Source organism: Flavobacterium sp. (genome assembly GCF_050696275.1).
Taxonomy (GTDB): Bacteria; Bacteroidota; Bacteroidia; order Flavobacteriales; family Flavobacteriaceae; genus Flavobacterium.
This window is the reverse complement of the sequence record NZ_JBOGUT010000007.1, coordinates 99154-123581: the sequence shown is the minus strand read 5'-3', so window position 1 is coordinate 123581 and position 24428 is coordinate 99154. Positions and strand designations below refer to the sequence as shown.

Annotated in this window: 22 protein-coding genes; 3 read left to right on the top strand and 19 right to left on the bottom strand. The window is 37.3% G+C overall.

The genetic code is table 11. From position 1 onward, the window contains the following. The first annotated feature begins 4 nt into the window (after nucleotides 1–4). A complete protein-coding gene (locus tag ACRDEC_RS05930) occupies nucleotides 5–91 on the top strand; it encodes an IS3 family transposase (protein WP_431497060.1) in 87 nt (28 codons plus the stop codon). A 71-nt stretch (nucleotides 92–162) separates the two neighbouring features. On the opposite strand, the gene ACRDEC_RS05925 is transcribed toward ACRDEC_RS05930, so the two are convergent. The 9 genes from ACRDEC_RS05925 to dprA form a co-directional block, all read right to left on the bottom strand. Further along, complete coding sequence (locus ACRDEC_RS05925; protein WP_431497411.1) at nucleotides 163–3651, bottom strand: M4 family metallopeptidase; 3489 nt, start codon at nucleotides 3649–3651, stop codon at nucleotides 163–165. 201 nt (nucleotides 3652–3852) lie between these two features. After that, a complete protein-coding gene (locus tag ACRDEC_RS05920; RefSeq protein ID WP_431497410.1) occupies nucleotides 3853–4512 on the bottom strand; it encodes a CoA transferase subunit B in 660 nt (219 codons plus the stop codon). Nucleotides 4513–4514: 2 nt separating this feature from the next. Then, entirely contained in the window at nucleotides 4515–5216 is a 702-nt protein-coding gene (locus tag ACRDEC_RS05915; protein ID WP_431497409.1) for a CoA transferase subunit A, read from the bottom strand. A 99-nt stretch (nucleotides 5217–5315) separates the two neighbouring features. Beyond that, nucleotides 5316–7640: a penicillin-binding protein 1A gene (locus ACRDEC_RS05910; protein ID WP_431497408.1), complete on the bottom strand. Its 2325-nt coding sequence runs from the start codon at nucleotides 7638–7640 to the stop codon at nucleotides 5316–5318. A 1-nt stretch (nucleotide 7641) separates the two neighbouring features. Beyond that, nucleotides 7642–8142, bottom strand: a complete 501-nt coding sequence (locus ACRDEC_RS05905; RefSeq protein WP_431497407.1) for a gliding motility lipoprotein GldH — start codon at nucleotides 8140–8142, stop codon at nucleotides 7642–7644. Further along, the gene (locus ACRDEC_RS05900) at nucleotides 8117–9391 is read right to left on the bottom strand and encodes a PSP1 domain-containing protein (RefSeq protein WP_431497406.1); all 1275 of its coding nucleotides are present in this window, start codon (nucleotides 9389–9391) and stop codon (nucleotides 8117–8119) included. Before ACRDEC_RS05900 ends, ACRDEC_RS05905 begins: the two co-directional genes overlap by 26 nt. A 194-nt stretch (nucleotides 9392–9585) precedes the next feature. Further along, on the bottom strand, nucleotides 9586–10971 hold the full coding sequence (locus ACRDEC_RS05895; RefSeq protein WP_431497405.1) for a rhodanese-related sulfurtransferase: 1386 nt from the start codon (nucleotides 10969–10971) through the stop codon (nucleotides 9586–9588). A 165-nt stretch (nucleotides 10972–11136) separates the two neighbouring features. Beyond that, nucleotides 11137–11433 (bottom strand): hypothetical protein, encoded by a 297-nt coding sequence (locus ACRDEC_RS05890; RefSeq protein WP_431497404.1) that lies wholly within the window; start codon nucleotides 11431–11433, stop codon nucleotides 11137–11139. A 165-nt stretch (nucleotides 11434–11598) separates the two neighbouring features. Then, nucleotides 11599–12699 carry a DNA-processing protein DprA gene (gene dprA, locus ACRDEC_RS05885; protein WP_431497403.1) on the bottom strand — a complete coding sequence of 367 codons (1101 nt, stop codon included), beginning with the start codon at nucleotides 12697–12699 and terminating at the stop codon, nucleotides 11599–11601. 106 nt (nucleotides 12700–12805) lie between these two features. On the opposite strand from dprA, the gene ACRDEC_RS05880 reads away from it, so the two are divergent. Then, the gene (locus tag ACRDEC_RS05880) at nucleotides 12806–13747 is read left to right on the top strand and encodes an SPOR domain-containing protein (protein ID WP_431497402.1); all 942 of its coding nucleotides are present in this window, start codon (nucleotides 12806–12808) and stop codon (nucleotides 13745–13747) included. A gap of 82 nt (nucleotides 13748–13829) precedes the next feature. Beyond that, complete coding sequence (locus ACRDEC_RS05875) at nucleotides 13830–14339, top strand: acyl-CoA thioesterase (protein WP_431497401.1); 510 nt, start codon at nucleotides 13830–13832, stop codon at nucleotides 14337–14339. 31 nt (nucleotides 14340–14370) lie between these two features. Here ACRDEC_RS05875 and ACRDEC_RS05870 read toward each other — a convergent pair whose 3' ends face one another. The 10 genes from ACRDEC_RS05870 to atpH form a co-directional block, all read right to left on the bottom strand. Beyond that, nucleotides 14371–15582 carry a murein hydrolase activator EnvC family protein gene (locus ACRDEC_RS05870; protein ID WP_431497400.1) on the bottom strand — a complete coding sequence of 404 codons (1212 nt, stop codon included), beginning with the start codon at nucleotides 15580–15582 and terminating at the stop codon, nucleotides 14371–14373. A gap of 14 nt (nucleotides 15583–15596) precedes the next feature. Continuing rightward, the gene (locus ACRDEC_RS05865; RefSeq protein WP_431497399.1) at nucleotides 15597–16376 is read right to left on the bottom strand and encodes a DUF4292 domain-containing protein; all 780 of its coding nucleotides are present in this window, start codon (nucleotides 16374–16376) and stop codon (nucleotides 15597–15599) included. A 2-nt stretch (nucleotides 16377–16378) separates the two neighbouring features. After that, on the bottom strand, nucleotides 16379–17716 hold the full coding sequence (locus tag ACRDEC_RS05860) for a tetratricopeptide repeat protein (RefSeq protein WP_431497398.1): 1338 nt from the start codon (nucleotides 17714–17716) through the stop codon (nucleotides 16379–16381). A gap of 12 nt (nucleotides 17717–17728) precedes the next feature. Continuing rightward, nucleotides 17729–18739 (bottom strand): sugar phosphate nucleotidyltransferase, encoded by a 1011-nt coding sequence (locus ACRDEC_RS05855; RefSeq protein ID WP_431497397.1) that lies wholly within the window; start codon nucleotides 18737–18739, stop codon nucleotides 17729–17731. Between the two features lie 69 nt (nucleotides 18740–18808). Beyond that, entirely contained in the window at nucleotides 18809–19243 is a 435-nt protein-coding gene (gene dut / locus ACRDEC_RS05850) for a dUTP diphosphatase (RefSeq protein ID WP_431497396.1), read from the bottom strand. Nucleotides 19244–19342: 99 nt separating this feature from the next. Beyond that, on the bottom strand, nucleotides 19343–20791 hold the full coding sequence (locus ACRDEC_RS05845; RefSeq protein WP_431497395.1) for a lipopolysaccharide biosynthesis protein: 1449 nt from the start codon (nucleotides 20789–20791) through the stop codon (nucleotides 19343–19345). Between the two features lie 47 nt (nucleotides 20792–20838). Then, a complete protein-coding gene (locus ACRDEC_RS05840; protein WP_431497412.1) occupies nucleotides 20839–21243 on the bottom strand; it encodes a GNAT family N-acetyltransferase in 405 nt (134 codons plus the stop codon). 121 nt (nucleotides 21244–21364) lie between these two features. Beyond that, on the bottom strand, nucleotides 21365–22225 hold the full coding sequence (gene atpG / locus ACRDEC_RS05835; protein ID WP_431497394.1) for an ATP synthase F1 subunit gamma: 861 nt from the start codon (nucleotides 22223–22225) through the stop codon (nucleotides 21365–21367). A gap of 70 nt (nucleotides 22226–22295) precedes the next feature. Further along, nucleotides 22296–23873, bottom strand: a complete 1578-nt coding sequence (gene atpA, locus ACRDEC_RS05830; RefSeq protein WP_431497393.1) for a F0F1 ATP synthase subunit alpha — start codon at nucleotides 23871–23873, stop codon at nucleotides 22296–22298. Between the two features lie 14 nt (nucleotides 23874–23887). Continuing rightward, a complete protein-coding gene (gene atpH / locus ACRDEC_RS05825; protein WP_431497392.1) occupies nucleotides 23888–24421 on the bottom strand; it encodes an ATP synthase F1 subunit delta in 534 nt (177 codons plus the stop codon). Nucleotides 24422–24428: the final 7 nt, after the last annotated feature.

The following is a 24428-nucleotide window of genomic DNA, read 5'->3' as shown; positions in this document are numbered from 1 at the left end:
ATACATTAAGTATTATAATGATGAAAGAATCAAATCAAATTTAAACAAAATGAGCCCGATAAAATATCGAGCTCACTATTATCAAAATTAATTATAAATTTGTCTAACTTTTTGGGTTCAGTCTAAAATGCAGGGCTTTTCTTTTTTATCAAAACTAACAAATTATTTTTTGACGAATTTCTTGGTCATTGTTTTTTGTCCGTCGTTCAATTCGAAGATGTAAACGCCAGCTCCGATAGAAACCACATTAATTTCACTTGAATTCAATTGACCTGATTTTACAATCTGACCTAATAAATTGAAGATTTTGAACGAAGTATTTCTACCATCGGCAACAGCAATATTTAAGGTATTATCTGCAGGATTCGGATACATATTGAAATCGAAAACATTCGCTTCATTATCAATAGTATTTCCGGCAGCAACTCCCGCTACTGCAGCACCTCCGATATTTACTGTATAATCTTCTACTTCTCCATAAGAAAATGTTTCACAAGCTGTAGGAGCCGCATTGTATTTCATAGAAACTCTCATTCTTGTGTTTCCGGCTAAGGCAGTTGTTGGAACAGTAAATGTTCCTGTAAGGTTGCCGCTGCTTGAAGAAGAACCTGCAACTACTTGTTCTGTAGTTTCGAAAGTACCATTTTTGTTATAATCGATCCAGATGCTCCAGAATTCTGTGTAAGCGATACCTGAGAAACCAGTGCTGAACGTAATGGTATTAGAACCGTAAGGCACGTTACCAACCAAGTTTGTAAAATTACCATAACCTGCATTCGCTCCTGTTGTATTTGCAATTCCACCCAAAGCCACATAATCAATATATTCATCAGCCACACTGTTTCCTTTGGAAGCACAATATGTTACCGAAGTTGACGATGTCGTTACATTTACCGTATTACTTGAAGCAGAAACATTTCCTTCACCATCTTTTGCTTTTACAGAAAAAGTATACGCTGTAGCTGCAGTTAGACCAGTTACCGCATAGGAAGTGGTTGTTACAGTAGCTTTGAAAACACCTCCTTGATATACATCATATCCGGTCACTGCAATATTATCTGTAGCAGCGGTCCATGACAGATTAGTAGTCGTCGCCGTTGTTCCTGAAGCCGCTAAGTTCGTTGGTGCTGTAGGAGGCGTTGTATCTGGAGTACCGGCAACTAAATTTACCGTGTAATCTTCCACCTGACCGTATTGGAATGCTTCACAAGCGGTTGGAATTCCATTGTATTTCATAGAAACCCTCATTCTTGTTGCTCCGGCAGTTGCTGCTGCTGAAACAGTAAAACTTCCTGTAGCAGGAGTTGTTGTAGCCGCCGCTTTACTCCAAACCAATTCACCTGAATCGGCAAAATCTTTGTCATTATTATAATCAATCCAAACTGCATACCCTTCAGCATAGGCACTTCCTGTCCATGTAGGTGTCACTGTAATTGTTGTAGCAGCCCCTAAAGTCAGGTTTGTTGAAATGGACGTAAAATCAGTATATCCCGTTCCTCCTGTAGAAGGATTATTGATGGTACCAATTTGAACTCTGCCAATTAATTCATCAGTCACACTGCCACCTTGAGAAGCGCAATACGAAGCTGTTGCTGCTAAAGTTGTAACATTAACCGCATTGCTCGCAGCAGAAAGATTGCCCGCTGCATCTTTGGCTTTGACTGTAAAAGTATACGCTGCAGAAGCTGTTAAGCCAGAAGCCGTATAGGTTGTTGTTGTAGCTGTTCCTAAAAGAGTAGTCCCGCTGTAAACATTATAACCTGTAACGCCAACATTATCTGTAGAAGCAGTCCATGACAAATTAGTAGAAGACGATGTTGTTCCTGACGCAGCCAAACTTGCCGGAGTCGTTGGAACAGTTGTATCTCCTGATCCTGCATAAGCAGCACCAACCCCAACGGCATAAAATGCATTTGTAGTTGCGATAACTTCGGCAGAACCCGCACCGTATAATTCAACAGCCGATTGAATACCATACGTTCTTGCGTTCGCATAAGTTGAATTAGCAGACAAATACTGGCTTTCCATTCGATATGCAATTTTAGCTGCTTTATCGATAGTGATTCCTGTTACATTGTAAACACTTCCGATATCATTTGTTCCTGATTTACCAACGGATAAAATATAGAACCAGTGATTTAACACCCCTGAATTGTAATGTACACCACAATAGTCATTAGAGTTTGTTGGTGTACCACAATTTACATTTTTCCAATACGTTCCGCCGTAAGTATCAGGTTGTCCTTCGGCATTAGGATCACTCATGGAGCGCAAGGCAACATGTCCTGATCTTCTTTCGATATCTTCTCCTATTAACCAAGTGCTTTTTGTAGGCGCCGCTCTGTATTCGATACAAGCTCCCCAAATATCTGAAAAGGCTTCGTTTAAAGCTCCGGATTCTCTTTGATATGCTAAGTTTGCCGTGTAAGTACAAACAGCGTGGCCTATTTCGTGACCGGCTACATCCATCGAAGTCAATACATCGAAAATAGTTCCGCTTCCGTCACCATAAGTCATCACGCTTCCGTTCCAGAAAGCATTGTTATTATCAGGGTAACCTGCAGCCACTAAATTATAGTGCACATAACTTTTGATTTTTGCACCAGCATTATCATAGCTGTTTCTGCCATGAACTGCCGACCAATAATCATAGGTCATTTCAGCTCCCCAATGCGCATCTAATGCACCATTGTCTTTGTTTGTGTTGTTGAATTCAGCAGCGGTCCAGTTATTATCGGCATCTGTAAAATTAGTCGTTGGGTATGTCGCTGTTCTTGCTGAATTGTACGTTTGAACACCATTCCCACGACCTGTATCAGACAAAATATAAGACGATCCGCTTAATGTAGTTTCTATTGTTTGTGTACCGCTGTATCTTGTGGCAGCATTTGCCGCAACCATTGTTACATTTGAAGTGTCAACTTCCTTGTGATTTTGAGCAGTATTCCCTGATTTTCCGTGACTGTGTTCTCCAAGATGCTTAATCGTAGCATTGTAAAACAAAGCCTCTCCGGTATTTGCATCGATATACAAATCACCTCGACTGATAGGGTTTGTAGCATAAATATCAAATTTGTAGGCTAATCGGGCTTGGTCTGACCCTCTTTTCTGACCCTGATCCTGCATGGAAGGCAGTAAAACCAATTCTCCTTGTGGCTTCACATAATCCATAGCAGCAGCATCCGCAGGATATTCCCATAAATAATGCCTAGCTCCGATTTGGTTCAATGCTCTGTTAAAAGCTTCCTGACTGGAAATAGACGGCGTAGTATTTACCTCTTTTAAGTTGTAAAATTCACCACTCATTGAGGCTAGTTTTCCCGCTTTGGAGTGCATGGTATACGTAGCAAACTCCACTTTGATCCCGTTGTGGTACAATTGGAATTTTTCATGTATAAAACCCAGATTGTCTGGCTCGGTTTTAACTCTTGAGAAATTTTGATTTTGCTTCAGTCCTAGTTGATCCTGAAAGATTTTTTGAAAATCAGCACTTTTATACGTCGATTTTTCGTTGAATGTAATCAAGTTTGGCACGCCATTTTCGCCAAGGTTTTTTTTGTTTACATTCTTATCTGTCTCTTGGGCAAAAGCAGATAAAGCGAATAAAGACAGCGTAAATGCCGAAACATAACTGCCGAAATGTTTTTTCATAATAATTGGTTTTTGGTTGATTAATTAATTGTTGCTTACTTGTTAAAAACAAATCTAATTAATTGTATTATAATCTCTTACGAAATAACAACCCTTAAGTTAACCTTAAAATAACAATCCCATAAAACCCATAAAAACACTGATAAAATTCAAAAAAAAAGCATCTTATGAAAGATGCTTTTTAAAATATATACTGTTTTTTTATTCGATATTCATTTCAGGAATATCTCCTTCGATGATTAAATCAGCTTCGGTGGCTTTGATGATTTCTTCTACTGAAACGCCAGGAGCTCTTTCCAGAAGTTTAAATCCTTTTGGTGTGATTTCTAATACGGCTAATTCTGTTACTACTTTTTTGACACAGCCTACGCCAGTTAATGGTAAAGTACATTTTTTAAGGATTTTAGATTCGCCTGCTTTGTTGACATGCATCATCGCTACAATGATATTTTCTGCTGAAGCTACTAAATCCATTGCGCCTCCCATTCCTTTGACCATTTTTCCTGGAATTTTCCAATTAGCGATGTCTCCGTTTTCAGAAACTTCCATAGCTCCTAAAATCGTTAAATCGACATGCTGGCTGCGAATCATTCCGAAACTGAAAGCAGAATCAAAGAAACTGGCTCCAGGCAATGTTGTGATCGTTTGCTTTCCAGCATTGATAACATCTGCATCTTCTTCTCCTTCAAAAGGGAAAGGACCCATGCCTAAAACCCCGTTTTCAGATTGAAATTCAACTGAAATATCGTTGCGGACATAATTAGCCACCAATGTTGGAATCCCAATACCTAAATTTACGTAAAAGCGGTCCTTAACCTCTTTTGCTATTCTTTTTGCTATATCTTCTTTACCTAATGCCATGATTAACTTCTTTGTCTTACTGTACGTTGCTCAATTCTTTTTTCAAACTTTTCACCCTGAAAAATCCGGTTCACCAGAATTCCCGGAATGTGAATCTCGTTTGGATCCAAAGACCCAACCGGAAGCAATTCTTCTACCTCAGCAATAGTGATTTTCCCCGCACCTGCCATACAAGCATTGAAATTTCGGGCCGTTCCTTTGAAAATAAGATTTCCGGCTTCGTCCCCTTTCCAAGCTTTAACGATGGCAAAATCTGCTTTGTAAGCCAATTCCATGATATGCATCTTCCCGTTGAATTCACGAGCTTCTTTTCCTTCCGCTACTTCTGTACCATAACCTGCCGGTGTGAAGAAAGCCGGAATTCCAGCTTGAGCAGCACGGCATTTTTCAGCAAGAGTCCCTTGTGGTGTCAGTTCGACATCCAGTTCTCCGGAAAGCATTTGGCGTTCGAATTCAGCATTTTCACCTACATACGAAGAAATCATTTTTTTGATTTGACGTTTTTGCAGCAACAATCCTAATCCGAAATCATCGACACCAGCGTTATTTGAAATACAAGTTAGGTTGGTTATGTCTTTAGTAACCAATTCGGCAATACTGTTTTCAGGAATGCCACAAAGACCAAAACCACCTAGCATGATGGTTTGTCCGTCTTTAATATCATGTAATGCCTCTTGTACATTACTTACTTTTTTGTTGATCATGTTGTATGTGTTTCGTTAGCCCCGGGAGCAGCGATATCCTTTTTCCCGTTCCTTTAACGGGGAAAAGATAAAGCGGATGACGGGAATAGCTTCTAAAAATTATATTCCAAATTCATCTGTGTTTTGTTCTTCCTCCGGCTTGACTGCTGTTGAATCTATGGCAGACGTATCCCGAATTACCCTTCTTTCTGTAGCGCAATCTACTTTGATGGATAGGTTTTCAGGCCTGTCGAATTTTTCTTTGGATACGTGGAGGTCGGGATCTGCATAGCATTTTTTCATAAATAATCCCCAGATAGGCAATGCCATCGTGGCTCCCTGACCGTTTGTTATGGTTCTGAAATGCGCCGAACGGTCTTCATTTCCTACCCAAACTCCTGTAACGAGATTAGGCACCATTCCTACGAACCAACCGTCAGATTGATTTTGTGTTGTTCCTGTTTTTCCTGCAATTGGATTCTCAAACATATACGGGTAGCCTGTCCATCGTTTGTCTCCGGCTCCACCTCCTTGAGTTCGTAATCTGGAACCCGATCCGGATTCTGTTACTCCTTCTAATAATTTGATTACTGCGTAGGCAATATCTTTGCTTAACACATCTCGTGATTCCATTTTAGGTTCGTAGATTACGTTTCCGTTTTTATCTTCAATTCTGGTAATTACTTGTGGTTTTAAATAAATTCCCTGATTGGCAAAAGTACTGTAAGCCGCTACCATATCTTTTACGGTAATATCCACCGCTCCTAAAGCGATAGAGGGTTGTGATGGAATATCGCTGTCGACACCCAATTTTCTCATTAAAGAGATTACTGGGTCAGGTCCGGTTTTGTCTATTAATTTAGCCGAAACGGTATTGATTGAGTTCGCCAATGCTTTTTTAAGCGTTACCATTCCTCGGTATTTTCCGTCTGAATTTCTAGGTTCCCAATCTTCGGTAACGTTATGTCTTCCTTTGTGAATCATAAAAGGACCGTCAATAATCGTATCACACGGAGACATTCCTAACTGCTCGATTGCTGTTGCATACACAAAAGGTTTGAAGGTTGAACCAACCTGACGGGCACCCAAGCCTACGTGATCGTACTGGAAATATCGGTAATCGATACCACCAACCCAAACTTTTACTTTACCTGTTTGCGGTTCCATAGACATCATTCCCGGTTGAAGGAAATGCTTGTAATATCGGATCGAATCGTATGGTGTCATGGTAGTGTCTTTATCGCCATTCCATGTAAAAACCGTCATTTTTGTTTTGATGTAGAATGATTTTTTGATCTCGTCCTCATCTTTCCCCTGATCACTCATAATACGCCAACGCTCTGTGGTTTTCATTGAACGTTCCATGATTTTGTCGATTTCAGGCTGTGTTACTCTAATAAAAGGGGCTAATTTGTTTTGAGCCGCTTCCAGGAAAAACTCCTGTTGTAAGTTTTTTAAATGGTCTTTAACCGCTTCTTCTGCATACAATTGCATTTTGGAATCGATTGTAGTATAAATTTTTAATCCGTCAGAATAGATGTTATAATCTGAACCGTCTTCTTTTTTATTTTCCAGTGCCCATTTTTTCATGTAATCCCGAAGGTATTCACGGAAATAAGTAGCTGTTCCTTCATTATATTTTTCCGGAGTAAACGTCAGTTTGATTGGTTTTTCCTGGTATTTTTCTTTTTCTGAAGTCGTCAGGAAACCGTTTTTCTCCATTTGTTTCAAAACCACATTTCTGCGGTCCTTTACTTTTTCTTCTCTTTTTAACGGATTGAATAAGGATGGGTTTTTAAGCATTCCAACCAGCATGGCCGCTTCATCTACTGTTAGATCTTTAGGTTCTTTGGCAAAATACACTTTGGATGCCGAACGGATTCCAACTGCCGTATTAATGAAATCGGCTTTGTTAAGATACATGGCAATGATTTCGTCTTTTGTATATTGACGTTCAAGACGAATGGCAATAATCCATTCTTTTACTTTTTGAACCAGTCCTACCAGCTTGATTTTCGATCTTTCACCATGGAAAAGTAACTTGGCCAACTGTTGTGTCAGTGTACTTGCACCTCCATCAGTACCTAACTTTAAGGCAGCACTCATGGTTCTTCTTCCGTCAATTCCGGAATGCTCATAAAAACGCTCGTCTTCAGTAGCCACCAGGGCTTTTACCAAATGTTTCGGTAAATCATCATATTTGATTGGTGTTCTGTTTTCATTGAAAAACTTTCCAATAGTCACGCCATCAGAGGAAATAATCTCGGTAGCCAGATTCGATTCCGGGTTTTCTAATTCCGAGAAAGATGGCATGGACCCAAAAAGTCCCCAAGAAGCAAATAGAAAAAACAGAAGAACTCCTCCAAAAATCAGGAAGAAGTATTTCCAAAACTTTTTCACATACTGTGAATAATCCGGTTTTTTAGTGTTCAGTTTTTGCGCCATTTTATTTTTCTTCTAATGATTCTATTCTTAAACCTATTTCTGTAACTCCTTTCAGCTTTTCGACTCCTTTTACTTTTCCGGTTTGTCGAACGGCTTGTTGGATAGATACTTTGTATTTTCCTTTCTCTGGAAACAATACATTTTCTTTATACCACAGCTTGCTTTCTTTAATATCTGAAAACCCTTCTCCCATCAGTGTCCCGTCAGGATTTGCCATTTGGTATTCTAGCGTATCCACTTTAATATTCCCCTTAGGCTGTTCCAACTTTACAATCAAAAACAAATTACTGAACTCGTAATCGTCATTGTTGCGGATATTGATAAACATATTGGCTGGCTTTTTTGTAATCTCCTGCTCGAAAGCAAATGTTACAATACTGTCTTTGTGCCATCCGTCATTGAAGGTTTTGTATTCGTCAAAAATTCTGTTTTTATCGCAGGACACTAAAGCCGAAGCGGCAAAAAACAACACAATGCTATTTATTAGAATCTTTTTTCTCATTTCTGATTTTTGGTCCGTTTGGATTGGGTTTATTTTTATTTGGATTTGGCTTCTGGTTTGGGTTTGGATTTGATTTCGGTTTCGGATTTTGTCCTTGAACCGGTGCTTGCCCCTGACCTTGCGGACGACGGTTTTTGTTTGGCTTGTTTTTTTTCTTTGGCTGGTCAAAACGGGTTAAACTGTCTTGTCCCATTGCATTTTGGAATGTTTTTTCAACCTCAGGTTTTTCAACTTCAATAGCAAAATCCTCAAGCGAAGCTACTTTCTTCTTTTGTTTATTCTGGTCTATGATTTCCTTGACCTCAGCTACTTTCAAAATATGCCATTGGGCAAAATTTCCAATATAAGCAAACCACATTAGGCCTTTAAAAATATCTATCTTCTGACAAATAGCATCGCCTTTATCAGTCGAAAGTTTGGTTTCCATATCCGGAATGTCCTTCAGCGCGTCCATGTAAGTATCCAACTCGTAGTTCAGACAGCATTTCAGTTTCCCGCATTGTCCGGCTAATTTTTGTGGATTTAAAGACAATTGCTGGTAACGGGCCGCTGAAGTATTTACACTTCTGAAATCTGTCAGCCAGGTAGAACAACACAATTCTCTTCCGCAAGAACCGATTCCTCCCAAACGGGCCGCTTCCTGACGGAAACCTACTTGCTTCATTTCAATTCTGGTACTGAAAGCACTGGCAAATTCCTTGATTAATTGTCTGAAATCGACTCTATCGTTTGCAGTATAATAAAACGTTGCTTTTGATCCGTCCCCTTGAAATTCGATGTCTGAAATTTTCATTTCCAGTTGAAGTCTTATGGCTATTTCACGTGCTCGGACTTTCATAGGATCTTCCTTATCGCGAGCCGTACTCCAGATATCGATGTCTTTTTGAGATGCTTTTCTGTATATTTTAAGAACCTCGCCTTCGTGATTAACCCCTTTTTTCTTCATTTGCACTTTAACCAATTCTCCGGTTAAAGTAACAATTCCAACATCATGTCCTGGAGAAGCTTCAGTAGCTACAATATCACCAATGCTCAGTGTTAGTTTTTCCGGGTTTCGGTAAAATTCTTTTCTTCCATTTTTAAAACGAACTTCAACACAGTCAAAAGGTGCCTGACCGCCCGGTAAACTCATGTTTGAAAGCCAATCGAAAACAGTTAATTTGTTGCAGCTATCGGTGCCGCAAGTCCCATTATTTTTACACCCCTTTGGCGCACCGCCATCGGAAGTTGAACAACTTGTACATGCCATAATTTGAATATATATTGGTCATTCCGAATTCGCATCGGAACTACTTTTAGTAATAACGTTTTGAGTGTAAAGATAGTATTTTTTAGTCGCAATGTTGCAAAGTCGGAAAGTTGTAAGCTTAATTTTATTCTAAAATAAAAAGCCCATTAAATCAAGGACTTAATAGGCTTTTAAAGTGTTTATCTTCCGATTTTTTATTCTGAAATCCTAAATAATTTATCCGATAATCGAACTCTGAACGGCAAACTTAAAGTGACTTTATCTCCTTTGACCGCAACCGAAGCCTGACTGCCATTTACAAACATTTCCTGAATAGTAATTTCCTGGTTTCCTGTTGTAGGTCCTGAAATAATTACTTTATCTCCCGGCTTAAGTTCATGGTTTTGAACCAAAAACTGGCCTACCTGCGATTTTACATAATAATGTTCTGCTTGGGCAATCAGTATTTTTTTGATTTTTATTTTCTGACGGATGGCGGTTGGCTTTCTTTTTTCGGAAACGCTTGTGTTTGGATCGGCTTTCGCCAAAGCAATTCCTGATAGTTCTCCCGAATGCTTGAATTTTAATTTGTCTGATTTTCCTTTTCTGAAAATCATGTTTCCGTTTTTGACGCCACGACGCAATTTAACTTGTTCCACTAAAGGCATATGAATGATTTCCTGACATTCGGAAGAACAGCAGTTATCCATTGCAGATTTACATTCGTCACATTGGATAAATAATAAATGGCACCCTTCATTTTCGCAATTCGTATGGTTATCGCAAGGCTTTCCGCACTGATGGCATTGTGACACAATATCGTCTGTAATTCTTTCGCCAAGGCGATGATCAAAAACGAAATTTTTACCAATAAATTTGCTCTCCAAACCTTCGTCTTTGATTTGTTTGGCATAATTGATAATTCCGCCTTCTAATTGAAAAACCTTTTTAAAACCCTGATGTTTAAAATACGCCGAAGCCTTTTCACAACGGATTCCTCCAGTGCAATACATCACTAGGTTTTTATCGTCTTTATGGTCTTTCAATTGTTCGTTGATGATAGGCAAACTTTCTCTGAAAGTCTCAACGTCGGGAGTAATGGCTCCTTTAAAATGCCCAATTTCACTTTCGTAGTGATTTCTGAAATCGACCACAATCGTATTTGGATCATCCAAAATCTGATTGAATTCCTTCGCCTTTAAGTGCACCCCAATATTAGTAACATCAAACGTTTCATCGTTCAATCCGTCAGCAACAATTTTGTCTCGGACTTTAACCGTTAATTTTAAAAATGAGTGGTCATCGTGTTCCACGGCTACATTCAAACGGATGTCTTTCATGAAATCATAGGCTTCCAACGTTTCTCGGAAAGCTTCAAAGTTTTCAGCCGGTACACTCATTTGGGCGTTTATTCCTTCTTTGGCTACATACGTTCGGCCAAGAGCATCGAGCTTATTCCATTCGATGAATAAATTATCGCGAAATTGTTGTGGGTTTTCAATTTTGGCATACGCATAGAAAGATAAAGTAAGTCTTTGTTTGCCGGCTTGATCAATAAGCTTGGCTCTTTCTTCTGCGCTTAAAGTGTTGTACAGTTGCATGCTATAAACGTTTAAGTGAGAATTATTTATTATAAACTCTAAATGGAAGAATTCGGTGCAAATTTAGAATTATATTTTAAAATATCAAATGCCCAATGGCAGGTCTTACTAATTTAAGAGTGATTCTGCTTTTCAAATCTATTAAATACTCCCAAAGTATCCCATTTAGCTTATCTGTTTCAAAATCTCCCTTTGTGAATGCAGAACATAGGGTTTAAATTTTTCATACCATTCTTTCCAGGCAACAGCACTCATTTCTCGCGCTAAATCTACTTCAAAATCGGCAAGTGTCTTATAGGGTGATTCAAAAATCAAACGATATCCATCTCCTGTAAAATCGGTTAAAATACGTCCTCCTGCCGGTTGTGTCATCAAACCAAGATCTACTGCTTCTTCAACTAGTGCTTTGGCTTCTTTAAATCGGCCAAATTGCAGATAAAATATTTCCCTTACAATATACATGACTTACAATTTAAGTTAAACAAAATTCAGAACAGCAAAGTTACGGATTAATGACTATATTTTATTTAAAACACTGAAAGTCAGCATTTATTTCATTATAATCCAATAGCACCAATTTGAAATTCGTGTTATCTGACATAGCAGATTCGTGTAAATTTATTCCTGTTATATTATTTCAAACATTTTTCCCGGCAAAGGTCTGATAGCGCCCTTCAATTCCATACTCAACAATAACGAAGACAATTTAAATATCGGCAAATCGCAGTGTAACGCAACGAGATCCATTTGTTCTTTTCCGTTTTTTTGAAGGAAATCGAAAACAAGCTGTTCATCTTCTTCCAACGTTACAAATAATTGTTTTTGAATTGGTCTTTCCTTATTTTCTATATCCCAATTGAGCATATAAATCAAATCGCCGGCACCTGTCAGCAAATGGGCTCGCTGACTTTTTATCAAGTCGTTGCATCCTTGGCTGTATTTGTCCGAAGTTCTGCCCGGAACAGCAAAAACATCGCGGTTGTAATCGTTGGCCATGTTGGCGGTAATAAGCGACCCTCCTTTATCAGCGCTTTCAATCACAATTGTTGCTTCAGAAATTCCGGCAACAATTCTGTTCCGTTTAATAAAATTTTCCCTGTCCGGATTGGATGTACTCCAAAAATCAGTCATAAAACCTCCGTTCTGCTCCATTTTGGACATGTATTTTTTATGCATTTTCGGATAAATCTGATTCAGTCCGTGTGCCAAAACACCAATAGTCTGTAAATTATTTTCCATGGCAACCTGATGGGCAGCTATATCTACCCCGTAGGCAAATCCGCTGACAATAACAGGATCGAGGGGTGCTAAATCTGAAATCAGTGTTTTACAGAAATCGATTCCGTAGGACGTGATTTGGCGGGTACCTACAATACTGATAATTCGTTTTTTCTTAAAATCGATATTCCCTGAAGTGAATACTAAAATAGGGCTGTCAATACAATGCTTTAACCGTTCCGGATAATTTTCTTCTTTAAAAAAAGAAATCTGGATATTATTTTCCTGAATAAATTGAAGTTCCTTTTCTGCTTGGACAAAAATGGTTTTGTCTTTCAAGCGCTTTACTAATATCTTACCAATCCCGTCAATAGCAGTCAGTTGATCTTCTTTTGCTTTAAAAATTGCTTCTGCCGAACCGCAATGGGTTAGTAATTTTTTGGCGATAATATCACCAACTCCTTCTACTTTCTGTAAGGCTAATAAATAATGTAACTCGTTTTCTGTCATGTAATTATAATTTTTTGGCGTATATTTATGCAAGTCAAAATCAAATTGTTAATAACATTTGTTGATAAAATTTTGATTGTGTCTTGTATTCTTTAATTTTGTTATTATGAATGTAGCACAGTATATCTCTCAGCTTTTGTATCGTTACCAATGTGTAACAGTTCCTGGTTTCGGGGCTTTTTTAACCGAAACAGTCACTACAAACATACAAGAAAGTAACCATACTTTTTATGCGCCGAAGAAAGAAATTTCTTTCAATTCTTATTTGAAAAACAACGATGGATTGTTGGCAAATCACATTGCTATAGCCGAAAAAATGAGCTATGATTCTGTTGTGAATGCTATTGAAAATGAAATTGTTTCATGGAAAACGCTATTACAGAATAAGGAAAATCTGGTGCTTAAAAACATTGGTGAATTCAGATTAAACAGTGAAAACAATTTAGTTTTCTCTCCTTCAAATCATTTGAATTACTTAACCGATTCTTTCGGTTTCGGTTCGTTTGTTTCTCCAGCTGTAAAACGAGAAGAATTTAAAAAACAAGTTGAAATTCTTGAAGAAAAAATTCCTATTCAATTTACACCTGAAAGAAGAATCAGTGCGAAATCATTCTTAAAATATGCGGCGGTTTTGGTTATGTCTGTAGGAGGTGCCGGTTTTGGTTATGCTACTTATATTTCACAGCAGGAGCAATCTGAAACAATATTGGTTCAGTCTGAAGTACAAAAAGAAGTTGAAAATAAAATTCAGGAAGCAACCTTTTTTATTGATAACCCTATTAATCCGGTGGTTATGAACGTAAAAGAAAACAGTACTTTACCTTTTCATATTGTAGCCGGTGCTTTCAGAAACGAAAGCAATGCAAAACAAATTTTCGACAAATTAAACGAACAAGGATTTAAAGCAAGGCTTTTGGCTAAAAACAAACACGGATTATATCCTGTTTTATACGGAAGTTTCGCCACCTATACCGAAGCACAATATAAAATGACTCAGATACAGCAAACAGTAAATCAGGATGCCTGGTTACTCATCGAAGAGTTGTAAAAATACTTTTTTGCCTTTCAAAATTTGAAAGGCATTTTTTTTAATATCACTTCCAATCCTTATATCTTTGTAAAAAAATCTCATGCAAGCAAAATTTCCTTCAGAATCATTAACTATTTTAACCGATATGGTTTTGCCCGGTGAAACCAACCCTTTAAACAACTTGTTTGGAGGCGAACTATTAGCTCGAATGGATCGCGCCGCTAGTATTGCTGCCAGACGCCATTCCCGTAGAATTACTGTTACGGCATCCGTAAATCACGTGGCTTTTAACAGAGCTATTCCATTGGGAAGTGTGGTTACGGTCGAAGCCAAAGTATCCCGAAGCTTTAAATCTTCAATGGAAATTTATATTGATGTTTGGGTGGAAGACAGGGAATCAGGAACACGAGCAAAAGCAAACGAAGCTATTTATACATTTGTAGCCGTTGATGACACAGGACGTCCCGTTGAAGTACCGGCAATACTGCCACAAACTGATGAAGAAAAGGAACGCTATGATGCTGCCTTACGAAGAAAACAACTAAGTTTAGTTCTTGCAGGTAAAATGAAGCCTGAAGAAGCAACAGAATTAAAAGCTTTATTTATATAAAAAAAGAGTTCGCCGTGGCGAACTCTTTTTTTTACATATTTATAATCCAGGATTGTGGATTTAGCTTTGTTGTATTCTGAAAAATCAGGAATTTTAAAATTGCCTTTCCTGTGAAGTTATTAAAATGGATTTCTCCTAAAACTTCTTTCGTGGATATTTTATCTCCTTTTTTAACGAACACTTTTTCTATATTGGAATAGGTTGTCGTATAATCTCCGTGGCGTATAATAATGGTTGCTGTCCCATTTGATGCCATTTGCACGTCACTTACTTCACCAGTAAATATCGAGCGGGCTTTTGCTCCTCTTTCTGAAGAAATTTCGATACCACTGCTTTCAATAATAATCGATGGTTCTAAAGGGTGTGGCTGCCTTCCGAATTTTTTTGTCAGCAATCCTTTTTCTACAGGCCAAGGCAAACGTCCTCTATTCGATTTAAAATCATTGGCTAATTCTTTTGCTTCAGGTGTAAGGACAAAGGTTGTTGTATTTGTTGTGTTACCCACTTTTTTATTCGCTGCAGCAATTGCTTCTCTAATCAATCGATCAATTTGTCTTTCTATTGCTTTAGATTCTTTTTGCTTTTTCTTAATCTCAGCAATAATCTTGTTTTTGTCTTTTTTTATCAGATTCAAAAGACGCTGTTGCTCTTTCTTTTCTTTTTCAAGTTCTTGTTTTTCCTTTTCACTTTCGGCAATAAGCTTAACTTTTTCCTGTTTTTGAACCTGAAGCTTTGTGTTAAATTGCTCTAATTGAAGCGTTTTTGCCTTTATTTCTTCTCCCTGCATTCTTCGGAAGTTTGAATACTGCTTCATGTATTGTGCTCTTTTGTACGCTTGCAAAAAGTTTTCGGAAGACAATAAAAACATCGCTTTACTTTGCTCCGAACGGCTTTTATATGATTTTACAATCATCTCCGCATAATCTTCTTTAAGCACTTCCATCTCTTTCTTCAGCCGGTTTACACTAACTTGATTAATATACATGCTGTTTCCCAATACTTTGGCTTGCTTTGCTGTTGTATTAATCAATTTTTGCTGCAGATTTATTTTGGCCATTTGCTGGACCACAACTGTTGCTGCTGATTTTTCTTTGCTTTTTTCTTTTTTAAGCTGCTGCTCTTGTTGTCTGATTTCTTCCTGCAGACGAGCTTTTTCGGCTTCTAATTTTCGTTGTCTGTCCTCTTCTTGTCCCCATGAGAGCGAAGTTGACAGTAATAAAAAACATAGGAAATATTTAAACATTCTTGCTATTTTGTCTAATTTATAATAATTTGTTCATAACCACTTGGAACGCTGTAGGGAAAAGATAATTCTTCGTTGAAAGCAGCGTTTTTATATGAAATGGCAATTGATGTTGTTTCGTTATTCTGAATTGCAAAAATAATGAGTTGCATTGGTAAAACACACTCGGAATAGTATTTATAATCGGAATAATTAGCCAGAAGTTTTCTTTCAGGCGATTGTTGTTTTATTTCCTGTCTTTTTAATGAAAATGAATTCGCATCGAAAACAAATGCTTTTGTAAAATTTCCTGTCGAAACTTCCTCTAATTTAGGTGCGTCTTCTTCCGTTACAACATTGTATTTCCCTTTGCTCAAATCATCCATTGCCTGTCCGACAAGCATACTTTGAACTTTGTTGAAATCCAAATCAGTTCCAAGCCAATTACTTAATGTTTTATAATCTCCTTCGAAGAATTTGCCGTTCATTTTTTCGTAATAACGAACCTGAGTTGGTGTAATCATAGCTTTTGCCATAGTAATCCCAAGCATTTTTAGACTAACCAGAATAATTTCATCTTTCTTAATTCGGATATCTGCCGAAAGTCCTAAAGACTGTTTCGGGTCTGTGTAATCTACATCTGCCTTGATATATGCCGTTTTAAAATCTCGTTTTAAGGCATAATGATTCTTTATGATATTAGAAACCGTTTCATTTGAAACTGTCGTTGTAACGGCTTCCGGAGCAATGGCTTTTTGTTTCGCTTTACAGGACAACACTAAAACCAATAATAGAATTGGAAGTATTCTACGCATTTTTATTTTTTACTTTTAAGATTATTGGCTTTTGCCAGATATTCGTTGCTTTTCTTTGAATTGCCCAAAGCTGTGGAAACTTCAGCTAACTGATTTAAAAAATCGATTTCCAATTCTTTGTTTTCTACTACATAATCGAGGCCTGATTCCAAAAGCTCGTTTGCTTTTTTAAAGTTTTTTAACTGGCCCGCTGCTTTTCCGGCGAAAAAATAGTACTCAGGTTGATTTGGGAAAGTGTCTACCAATTCGCTGGCGACCTTTAATATTCCTTCGTAATTATTTGTTTCTTCGTAAGATGCCAATAAAAAAATATTGGTTTCCAGGTCTGTATTGTTGCTTTTAAAGGATTTCTCCAGATTTTTAACAGCCAGATCCCAGCTTTTCTTTTTGTAATAAAATTTTCCAATTTCTTTGTGCACATCAAACTCGGAATCACTTTCAAAATAAGCCGTCACTTTGTTCAGTTGCGGTTCGAATGTTGGGTTTTTTAAAGCAAAAATCAGGAATTCATTATACATCCTGTATTTAATTTTCTTATCAATTTTTGATCCGTTAAATACTTTTTCAATGGATTTTACCGCTTCGTTTCCATTGTTTTCATTGATATGGTATTTAAAAAGGAAAACCTGTGCCCATTCAGATTCCGGAATGTTTTTTTCGAGTTTTTGAGCCACCTGAAACGCTTTGTCTTCCTGATTATTATCAGTATACATATAAATCAGCGAAATGTAATTCTCTTCGTTTTTAGGGGAACGTTCAATGGCTTTCTCCAATTCGGTTTTATTCGAAATATTGCTTTTTGTTTGTGAATTTATCTCGAGCCTGTAATTGTCCCGAAGTTCCGTTTTTCCAACAGTTTCATCCAATTCATTAATTAAAACCAATGCCTTGTCAAACTGTTGTGTATACATATAAAGAGAAGCCAAATCTTCTTTGTATTTTTTGTCAAAAGGAATGATTTTCTCTACGACAAGTAATGCTTCGTTGTAATTTTTTGTTTCATAATACACCTCGTACAAATCGATAAAATACCATTTGTTTTTTGTGTCTAATTGCGCTGCTTTTATATATGTTCTTTCTGCGTTAGCATAATCTTTCTGAAAGAAATAATTCTTACCCAATTCATGATAAATCACTGCGTTTTCCGGTTGCAGATTCAGGCATTTTTCTAATGAGATAATAGCCTTATCATAATTCTCCATGCCTTTTTGCATTAAGGATTCATAATAGGACTCCTGAAAATCATCATTGACCAAAGCTGCTTCTTCAGGTTGGGTTTGTGCCAATAGCGCCGTAGAAATGAAGAACATTCCAACAGCAAAGTTTTTTATTTTTGACACTTTTTTTCTCATTTATTCTAAAACGGAATAATCTCCAATACTAATACTGGTAAAAGCACCATCGAATGTGGCGTGATTCCCGATCATGGCATTGTCTAATTTGGCATTTCTTATGTGTGCGTGTGTTTGCACCAAACTATTCTTAATTGTACTCTCAACAACATGAGTACCTCTTCCCAGAGATACGTTGGGACCAACTACTGCGTTAATTAAAATCACATCATCCGCTATGAAGCAAGGAGGAATTATCGTTGAATTCTCAGATTTTAGATTTGCTGAAACCATATCGTGTCCATCTTGGTGTAAAAATCCTAACATTCTTGAATTGGTTTCAACCGTAACGTTTTTATTTCCGCAATCCATCCACTCATCAACTTTACCAGGCACAAATTTCATGCCTTTTTGTTTCATGTTTTCCAATCCGTCAGTTAATTGGTATTCTCCGCCTTTTACAACATTATTATCTAGCAGGTATTGCAGTTCAGAACGAAGTGCTTCTCCTGATTTAAAATAATAAATTCCGATAATTGCTAAATCGGACACAAACTCCTTTGGTTTTTCTACGAAGTCAACAATTTGGTTGTTTTCGTTTAACTGAACTACACCAAAAGCACTCGGATCTTCCACTTGTTTTACCCAAATCACACTGTCTGCTGTAGTATCTAACGTAAAATCAGCTCTAAAAAGTGTGTCTGCATAGGCAACTACAATTGGTCCGGTCATGCTTTCTTTGGCACACATGATAGCATGTGCGGTTCCCAAAGCTTCATTTTGATAATAAATAGTTCCTTTAGAGCCAAGTTTTTCAGCGATTGCTATTAAATCTTCTTCTACTTTTTTACCAAAATCCTTGTGGATAATAAAGGCAATTTCATCAATTTTCTGATTGATAACGCCTGCAATATCTTCGACCAAACGATGTACGATTGGCTTACCTGCAATAGGGATTAATGGTTTTGGAACTGTTAAGGTATGTGGGCGAAGACGTGAACCGCGTCCGGCCATTGGCACTATTATTTTCATTTGTTTTTTATAATTATAAAGATTGAAAAAGGTAAAATGATCTAATAAGTTATTACCTCTTTTTTACATTTACTTAACTCCGGTACTTCCAAAGCCTCCTTCACCTCGTGAAGTTTCTGAAAGCTCTTGCACTTCCTGCCATTCGGCGCGCTCATGTTTTGCAATAATCAACTGAGCTATACGCTCACCGTTTTCCACTACAAATGCTTCATTGGATAAATTTACTAAAATTACACCAATTTCTCCACGATAATCCGCATCGACTGTTCCCGGAGAATTTAACACCGTAATTCCTTTTTTGAAAGCCAGTCCGCTTCTTGGTCTGACCTGTGCTTCATAACCTATGGGCAATTCTATAAAAAGTCCTGTTTTTACTAATGCTCGCTCCAGTGGTTTTAATGTGATGGGTTCTGAAATATGGGCACGCAAATCCATTCCAGCCGAAGCTATGGTTTCGTAATTAGGTAACTCGTGCTGTGATTTATTGATAATTTTTATTGTCATTTTTATTGTTTTTAGCCCTGGTGGAAGCGGCATCCTTTTTCTGGCTTCTTTAGCCGGGAAAAGATATAGCGGACGACAGGAAATAGCTTCTCAAAAATATTAATTTCGTTTTAAAATTCGCTGGAATGTTTCTTTTTCATTCCGGTAAATGTAGTATCCAAATAAAACAATGGCAAGTATTCCGAAGATATAGCTTTTTCGGAATAACGGTACATAAAAGGAAAGGGCAGAAAGGACAACTGAAATGCCCAAATAGCTTGCAATCCTTTTTACGTCATAGGGGATTGGATATTTTTTTTGCCCGAGATAATACGAAATAAACATCATACTTCCATAAGCAAAAATTGTGGCAATTGCAGAGCCGTAATAACTCATAGTCGGTATAAGAAGGTAATTCAGTACTAAGGTAATAAGGGCGCCGATAATGGAAATATAAGCGCCAATTTTAGTTTTGTCGATTAATTTGTACCAAACGGATAAGTTCGTGTAAATTCCCAAAAAGAAATTAGCCAGAACAATTAACGGAACTACTTTCATGGCTTCCCAATAACTTGGATTTGGCACGAGGAAAATTTTTAATACATCGGCAAAAACAATAACTGACAGGGTGATAAACGAACCGAAAATCACAAAATATTTGGTCACTGTCGCATACGTTTGCTGGGCGTTTTCTTTATCAGCATGGCTGAAGAAAAAAGGTTCAATCCCTAAAGTATAAGCGGTTCTGAAAAGCACCATAAACAATCCTAATTTATAACAGGCTGAATAGGCGCCAATTTCCGATTTGCTGATATGACACCACTCGAGCAGGATTTTATCAAAATGCTCATTGATGGCAAAGGCAATTCCGGCTACCAAAATAGGCAGCGAATAGTGCATCATTCTTTTCCAGAGTGCCTTGTCAAAATGCCAGTTTATTTTGAAATAATTCGGCGAAAGCACTATAAAAGTCAGAAGGCTGGCGATTAGGTTCGAAACGAAAATATAACCTACTTCAAAATGTTCGAAATAGATCGTACTTAACGGATTGTTGCTTCCGATTTTAGGCAAGACCAATAAAAAGAATACATTAAACAACAAATTGATTCCGACATTTGCTATCTTGATGACTGCATAGCGCATAGGCCTTTTTTCAGCACGCATCTTTGAAAACGGAATAATAACTAAAGCATCCAATACTAAAATCCAGATGGTATAAGACACGTATTGTGTTTTGATTCCCAGCCAGCCAGAAATGGTTTCCCGGAACAACAACGAAGCAAACAGGAATCCGATAGAAGTCCAGAAGATGGAAATCGTAGAAGTCGAAATAACATCTTTCTTATTGGTTTCGATATTGTAAAACCTAAAAAAAGCTGTTTCCATTCCGTAAGACAAGATCACATTGAAGAAAACAAGCCAGGCAAAAACAATGGAAACCTCCCCAAATTCTCCTTTAGGCAACACATGAACATATAACGGGTTAAGTAAAAAACTTATCATTCGTGGCAAAACTGTTGCCAAACCATAGATTAGTGTTTGTTTGAAAAGGTTTTTGTATAAACTCAAAATGTTTTTTGGTTTTGTTTCTAAGCAAAAATAAGTATTTCTTTTGCTTATGTTAATCCTTCCTCATTTAAAATTTTCACGAAATGAAACCCTTTTGGCCCAAATCCCTGATTGTAATAAAAACGATGTGCTGCAAAATTTGTTGTAAAGGCATCCAAAACAATGTTTGTGCAACCTATTTCTTCGGCTTTATTGTCGATATAATCTGTGATTATTTTTCCGATTCCTTTAGATCTGTGATCCGGATGCACAATAAAATTATCCAATTCAATATATTTTCCGCACCATAGTTTTGTGGCAGTCCAATATCCTGAAATACCTACACAAGTCTCTTCTTCAAAAACAGCCACTTGCTTGTAATTGTGTGGAATCATTTCCTGAAGATACGATTGGTATTTCTCTAAACTAAGTTTTGGGTATAAATGCTGCATGGTCTCAATTTGAGCCAGCATTTCGTTTAGTGTAGTAAGTTCTCTGATTTCCAATTTATTTGAACTTTAATTATACTATAAAAATATAAAAAAAAGAGCTGGCAAAAATACCAGCTCTTAAATATCATCGAATAAAAAAATATTATCCTTTCAAAGCTTCAGCTCCACCAACAATCTCAAGGATTTCGTTAGTAATTGCTGCTTGACGTGCTTTGTTATACGTTAACTTCAATTGGTTTCTCAACTCTGTCGCGTTATCTGTTGCTTTGTGCATTGCAGTCATACGCGCACCGTGCTCTGAAGCAAATGAATCTCTGATTGATTTGTACAATTGTGTTTTTAATGATTTTGGAATCAATGTTAACACAATTTCTTCTTTTGACGGTTCAAAAATATAATCTCCAGTTGCAACCGGCTTGTCCGATTTTATTGGCGCCAATGGTAAGAATTGCTCTGCTCTGATAATTTGAGTAGCTGCGTTTTTAAATTGGTTGTACACCACTTCAATTCTGTCGTACTCGCCTGAAGTAAACTTTTGGGTTAAATCTTCAGCGATTCCGGCAACATTGTCAAAAGTCAAATTATCAAAGATAGCATTGTGATGTCCTTGAACATTGTGTGTTTTCTTTAGAGAATCATGTCCTTTTTTACCAATTGCAAAAATATCCACTTGAGCTCCCTGAAATCTGTCGGAAATAGTTTTAACTTCTTTAATTACATTTGAATTAAAAGCACCGCACAAACCTCTATTTGAAGTTATGGCAACGATTAATACTTTTTTCACTTCACGTTGTGTAGTGTAATCTCCTCCTACTTCTCCCTCAAGAGTTGCTGAAAGGTTTTGTAATAATTCCGTTAATTTTTCGGCATAAGGTCGCATAGCTGTAATTGCATCCTGTGCTTTTTTCAGCTTTGCAGCAGAAACCATTTTCATTGCCGATGTAATTTGCATCGTTGATGAAACGGAAGTAATTCTATTACGGATTTCCTTTAAATTTGCCATTTGTTATGAGTATTAAGAGGCAAGCATTAAGTACAAAGCATGACACTTTGTACTTAATACGTACTACTTTTTAGTTATATTTTGCAGAAACTTCTTTAGCTACTTTTTCAATAACATCAGTAATGTTATCATCTAATTTACCAGCTTTTAAAGCATCAAGTGTATCTCTGTGCTTGTTGTTCAAGAATTCTAAGAAATCTTTCTCAAATTCTTTTACTTTATTTACAGGAACGTTTCTCAATAAGTTTTTAGAACCTGCATAGATAATAGCTACTTGGTCTTCAACTGTAAAAGGAGAGTTCAAACCTTGTTTCAAGATTTCAACGTTTCTTCTACCTTTTTCGATTACGTTTAAAGTAACAGCATCCAAATCAGAACCAAATTTCGCGAAAGCTTCTAATTCCCGGAATTGTGCTTGGTCTAATTTTAAAGTACCAGATACTTTTTTCATTGATTTGATTTGTGCATTACCTCCAACACGAGATACAGAAATACCTACATTGATTGCAGGACGAACTCCTGAGTTGAACAAGTCAGACTCTAAGAAAATTTGTCCGTCTGTAATCGAAATTACGTTTGTTGGGATGTATGCAGAAACGTCACCTGCTTGTGTTTCGATAATTGGCAACGCTGTTAATGAACCACCACCTTTTACGATAGGACGTAAAGAATCCGGTAAATCATTCATGTTTTTAGCGATATCATCATCAGCAATTACTTTTGCCGCTCTTTCCAATAAACGAGAGTGTAAGTAGAAAACGTCTCCAGGATAAGCCTCACGTCCCGGTGGTCTTCTTAATAAAAGAGACACCTCACGATACGCTACCGCTTGTTTTGATAAATCATCATACACAATTAATGCAGGACGACCTGTATCACGGAAATATTCTCCGATTGCTGCACCAGCGAATGGAGCATATACTTGCATAGGAGCTGGATCAGAAGCATTAGCAGCAACGATAACTGTATAAGCCATTGCTCCTTTTTCTTCTAACGTTTTTGCAATTCCTGCTACCGTTGACGCTTTTTGTCCAATGGCAACATAGATACAAAATACTGGTTTTCCAGCATCATAAAATTCTTTTTGATTCAAAATAGTATCCAAACAAACTGTTGATTTACCAGTCTGACGGTCACCAATAACCAACTCACGTTGTCCACGACCTACCGGGATCATTGCATCTACTGCTTTGATACCTGTTTGTAATGGTTCTGTAACTGGTTGACGGAAAATAACTCCCGGTGCTTTACGCTCTAAAGGCATTTCGTATAAGTCTCCACCAATTGGTCCTTTTCCATCAATTGGAAAACCAAGTGTGTTTACTACACGCCCAACCATTTGCTCTCCAACTTTAAGAGATGCAATACGTTGTGTTCTTTTAGCAGTAGAGCCTTCTCTCAAACCTGTAGATGGTCCTAAAAGTACCACACCCACATTGTCTTCCTCAAGATTCAATACGATACCTTCCATACCGTTATCAAATTCTACTAACTCACCGTATTGAACATTTGAAAGCCCGTAAACACGAGCAATACCATCTCCAACTTGAAGTATCGTTCCTACTTCTTCTAGCGTAGCACCAGATTCAAAACCTGATAATTGCTTTTTTAATATTGCTGATATTTCAGCAGGTTTAATTTCCGCCATAATTATATAAATAACTAATTACTTAATTCTCTTTTTAAAACTTGCAATCTATTTGCAACTGAAGCATTGTATTGCTTGTCACCTATTCTTAAAATAAATCCTCCAATAATTGAAGCATCTACGATGTTTTCTATAGTCACTTTTTTGTTTGAAAACTCTTTGATTTTAGCCAATACTTTAGCTTCCAATTCCGGAGTGATTGCAATAGCTGTAGTCACTTTAGCAACTTCAATACCATTTGCTTCATCAAACAATTTATTGTATTCGATCGCAACAGATTCCAATATTTCGAATCTTTTGTTTTCTAACAATAAATGAAATAACCCTTTTGTTACATTATTTACAGAAGCGAAAACTTCTAATAATGCTCCTTCTTTAACTTCAACTTTAATGGTTGGGTTTTGAATAAATGCATCCAATTCCTGATTTCCTTTAATAGTAGTTGCAATCAAAGTCATGTCCTGGCTCACCTCATTAGCTGCGCTTTTTGAGTTGGCCATGTCTAAAATTGCTTTCGCATAGCGAATTGCTGCTCTTGTACTTGACATGATTGGT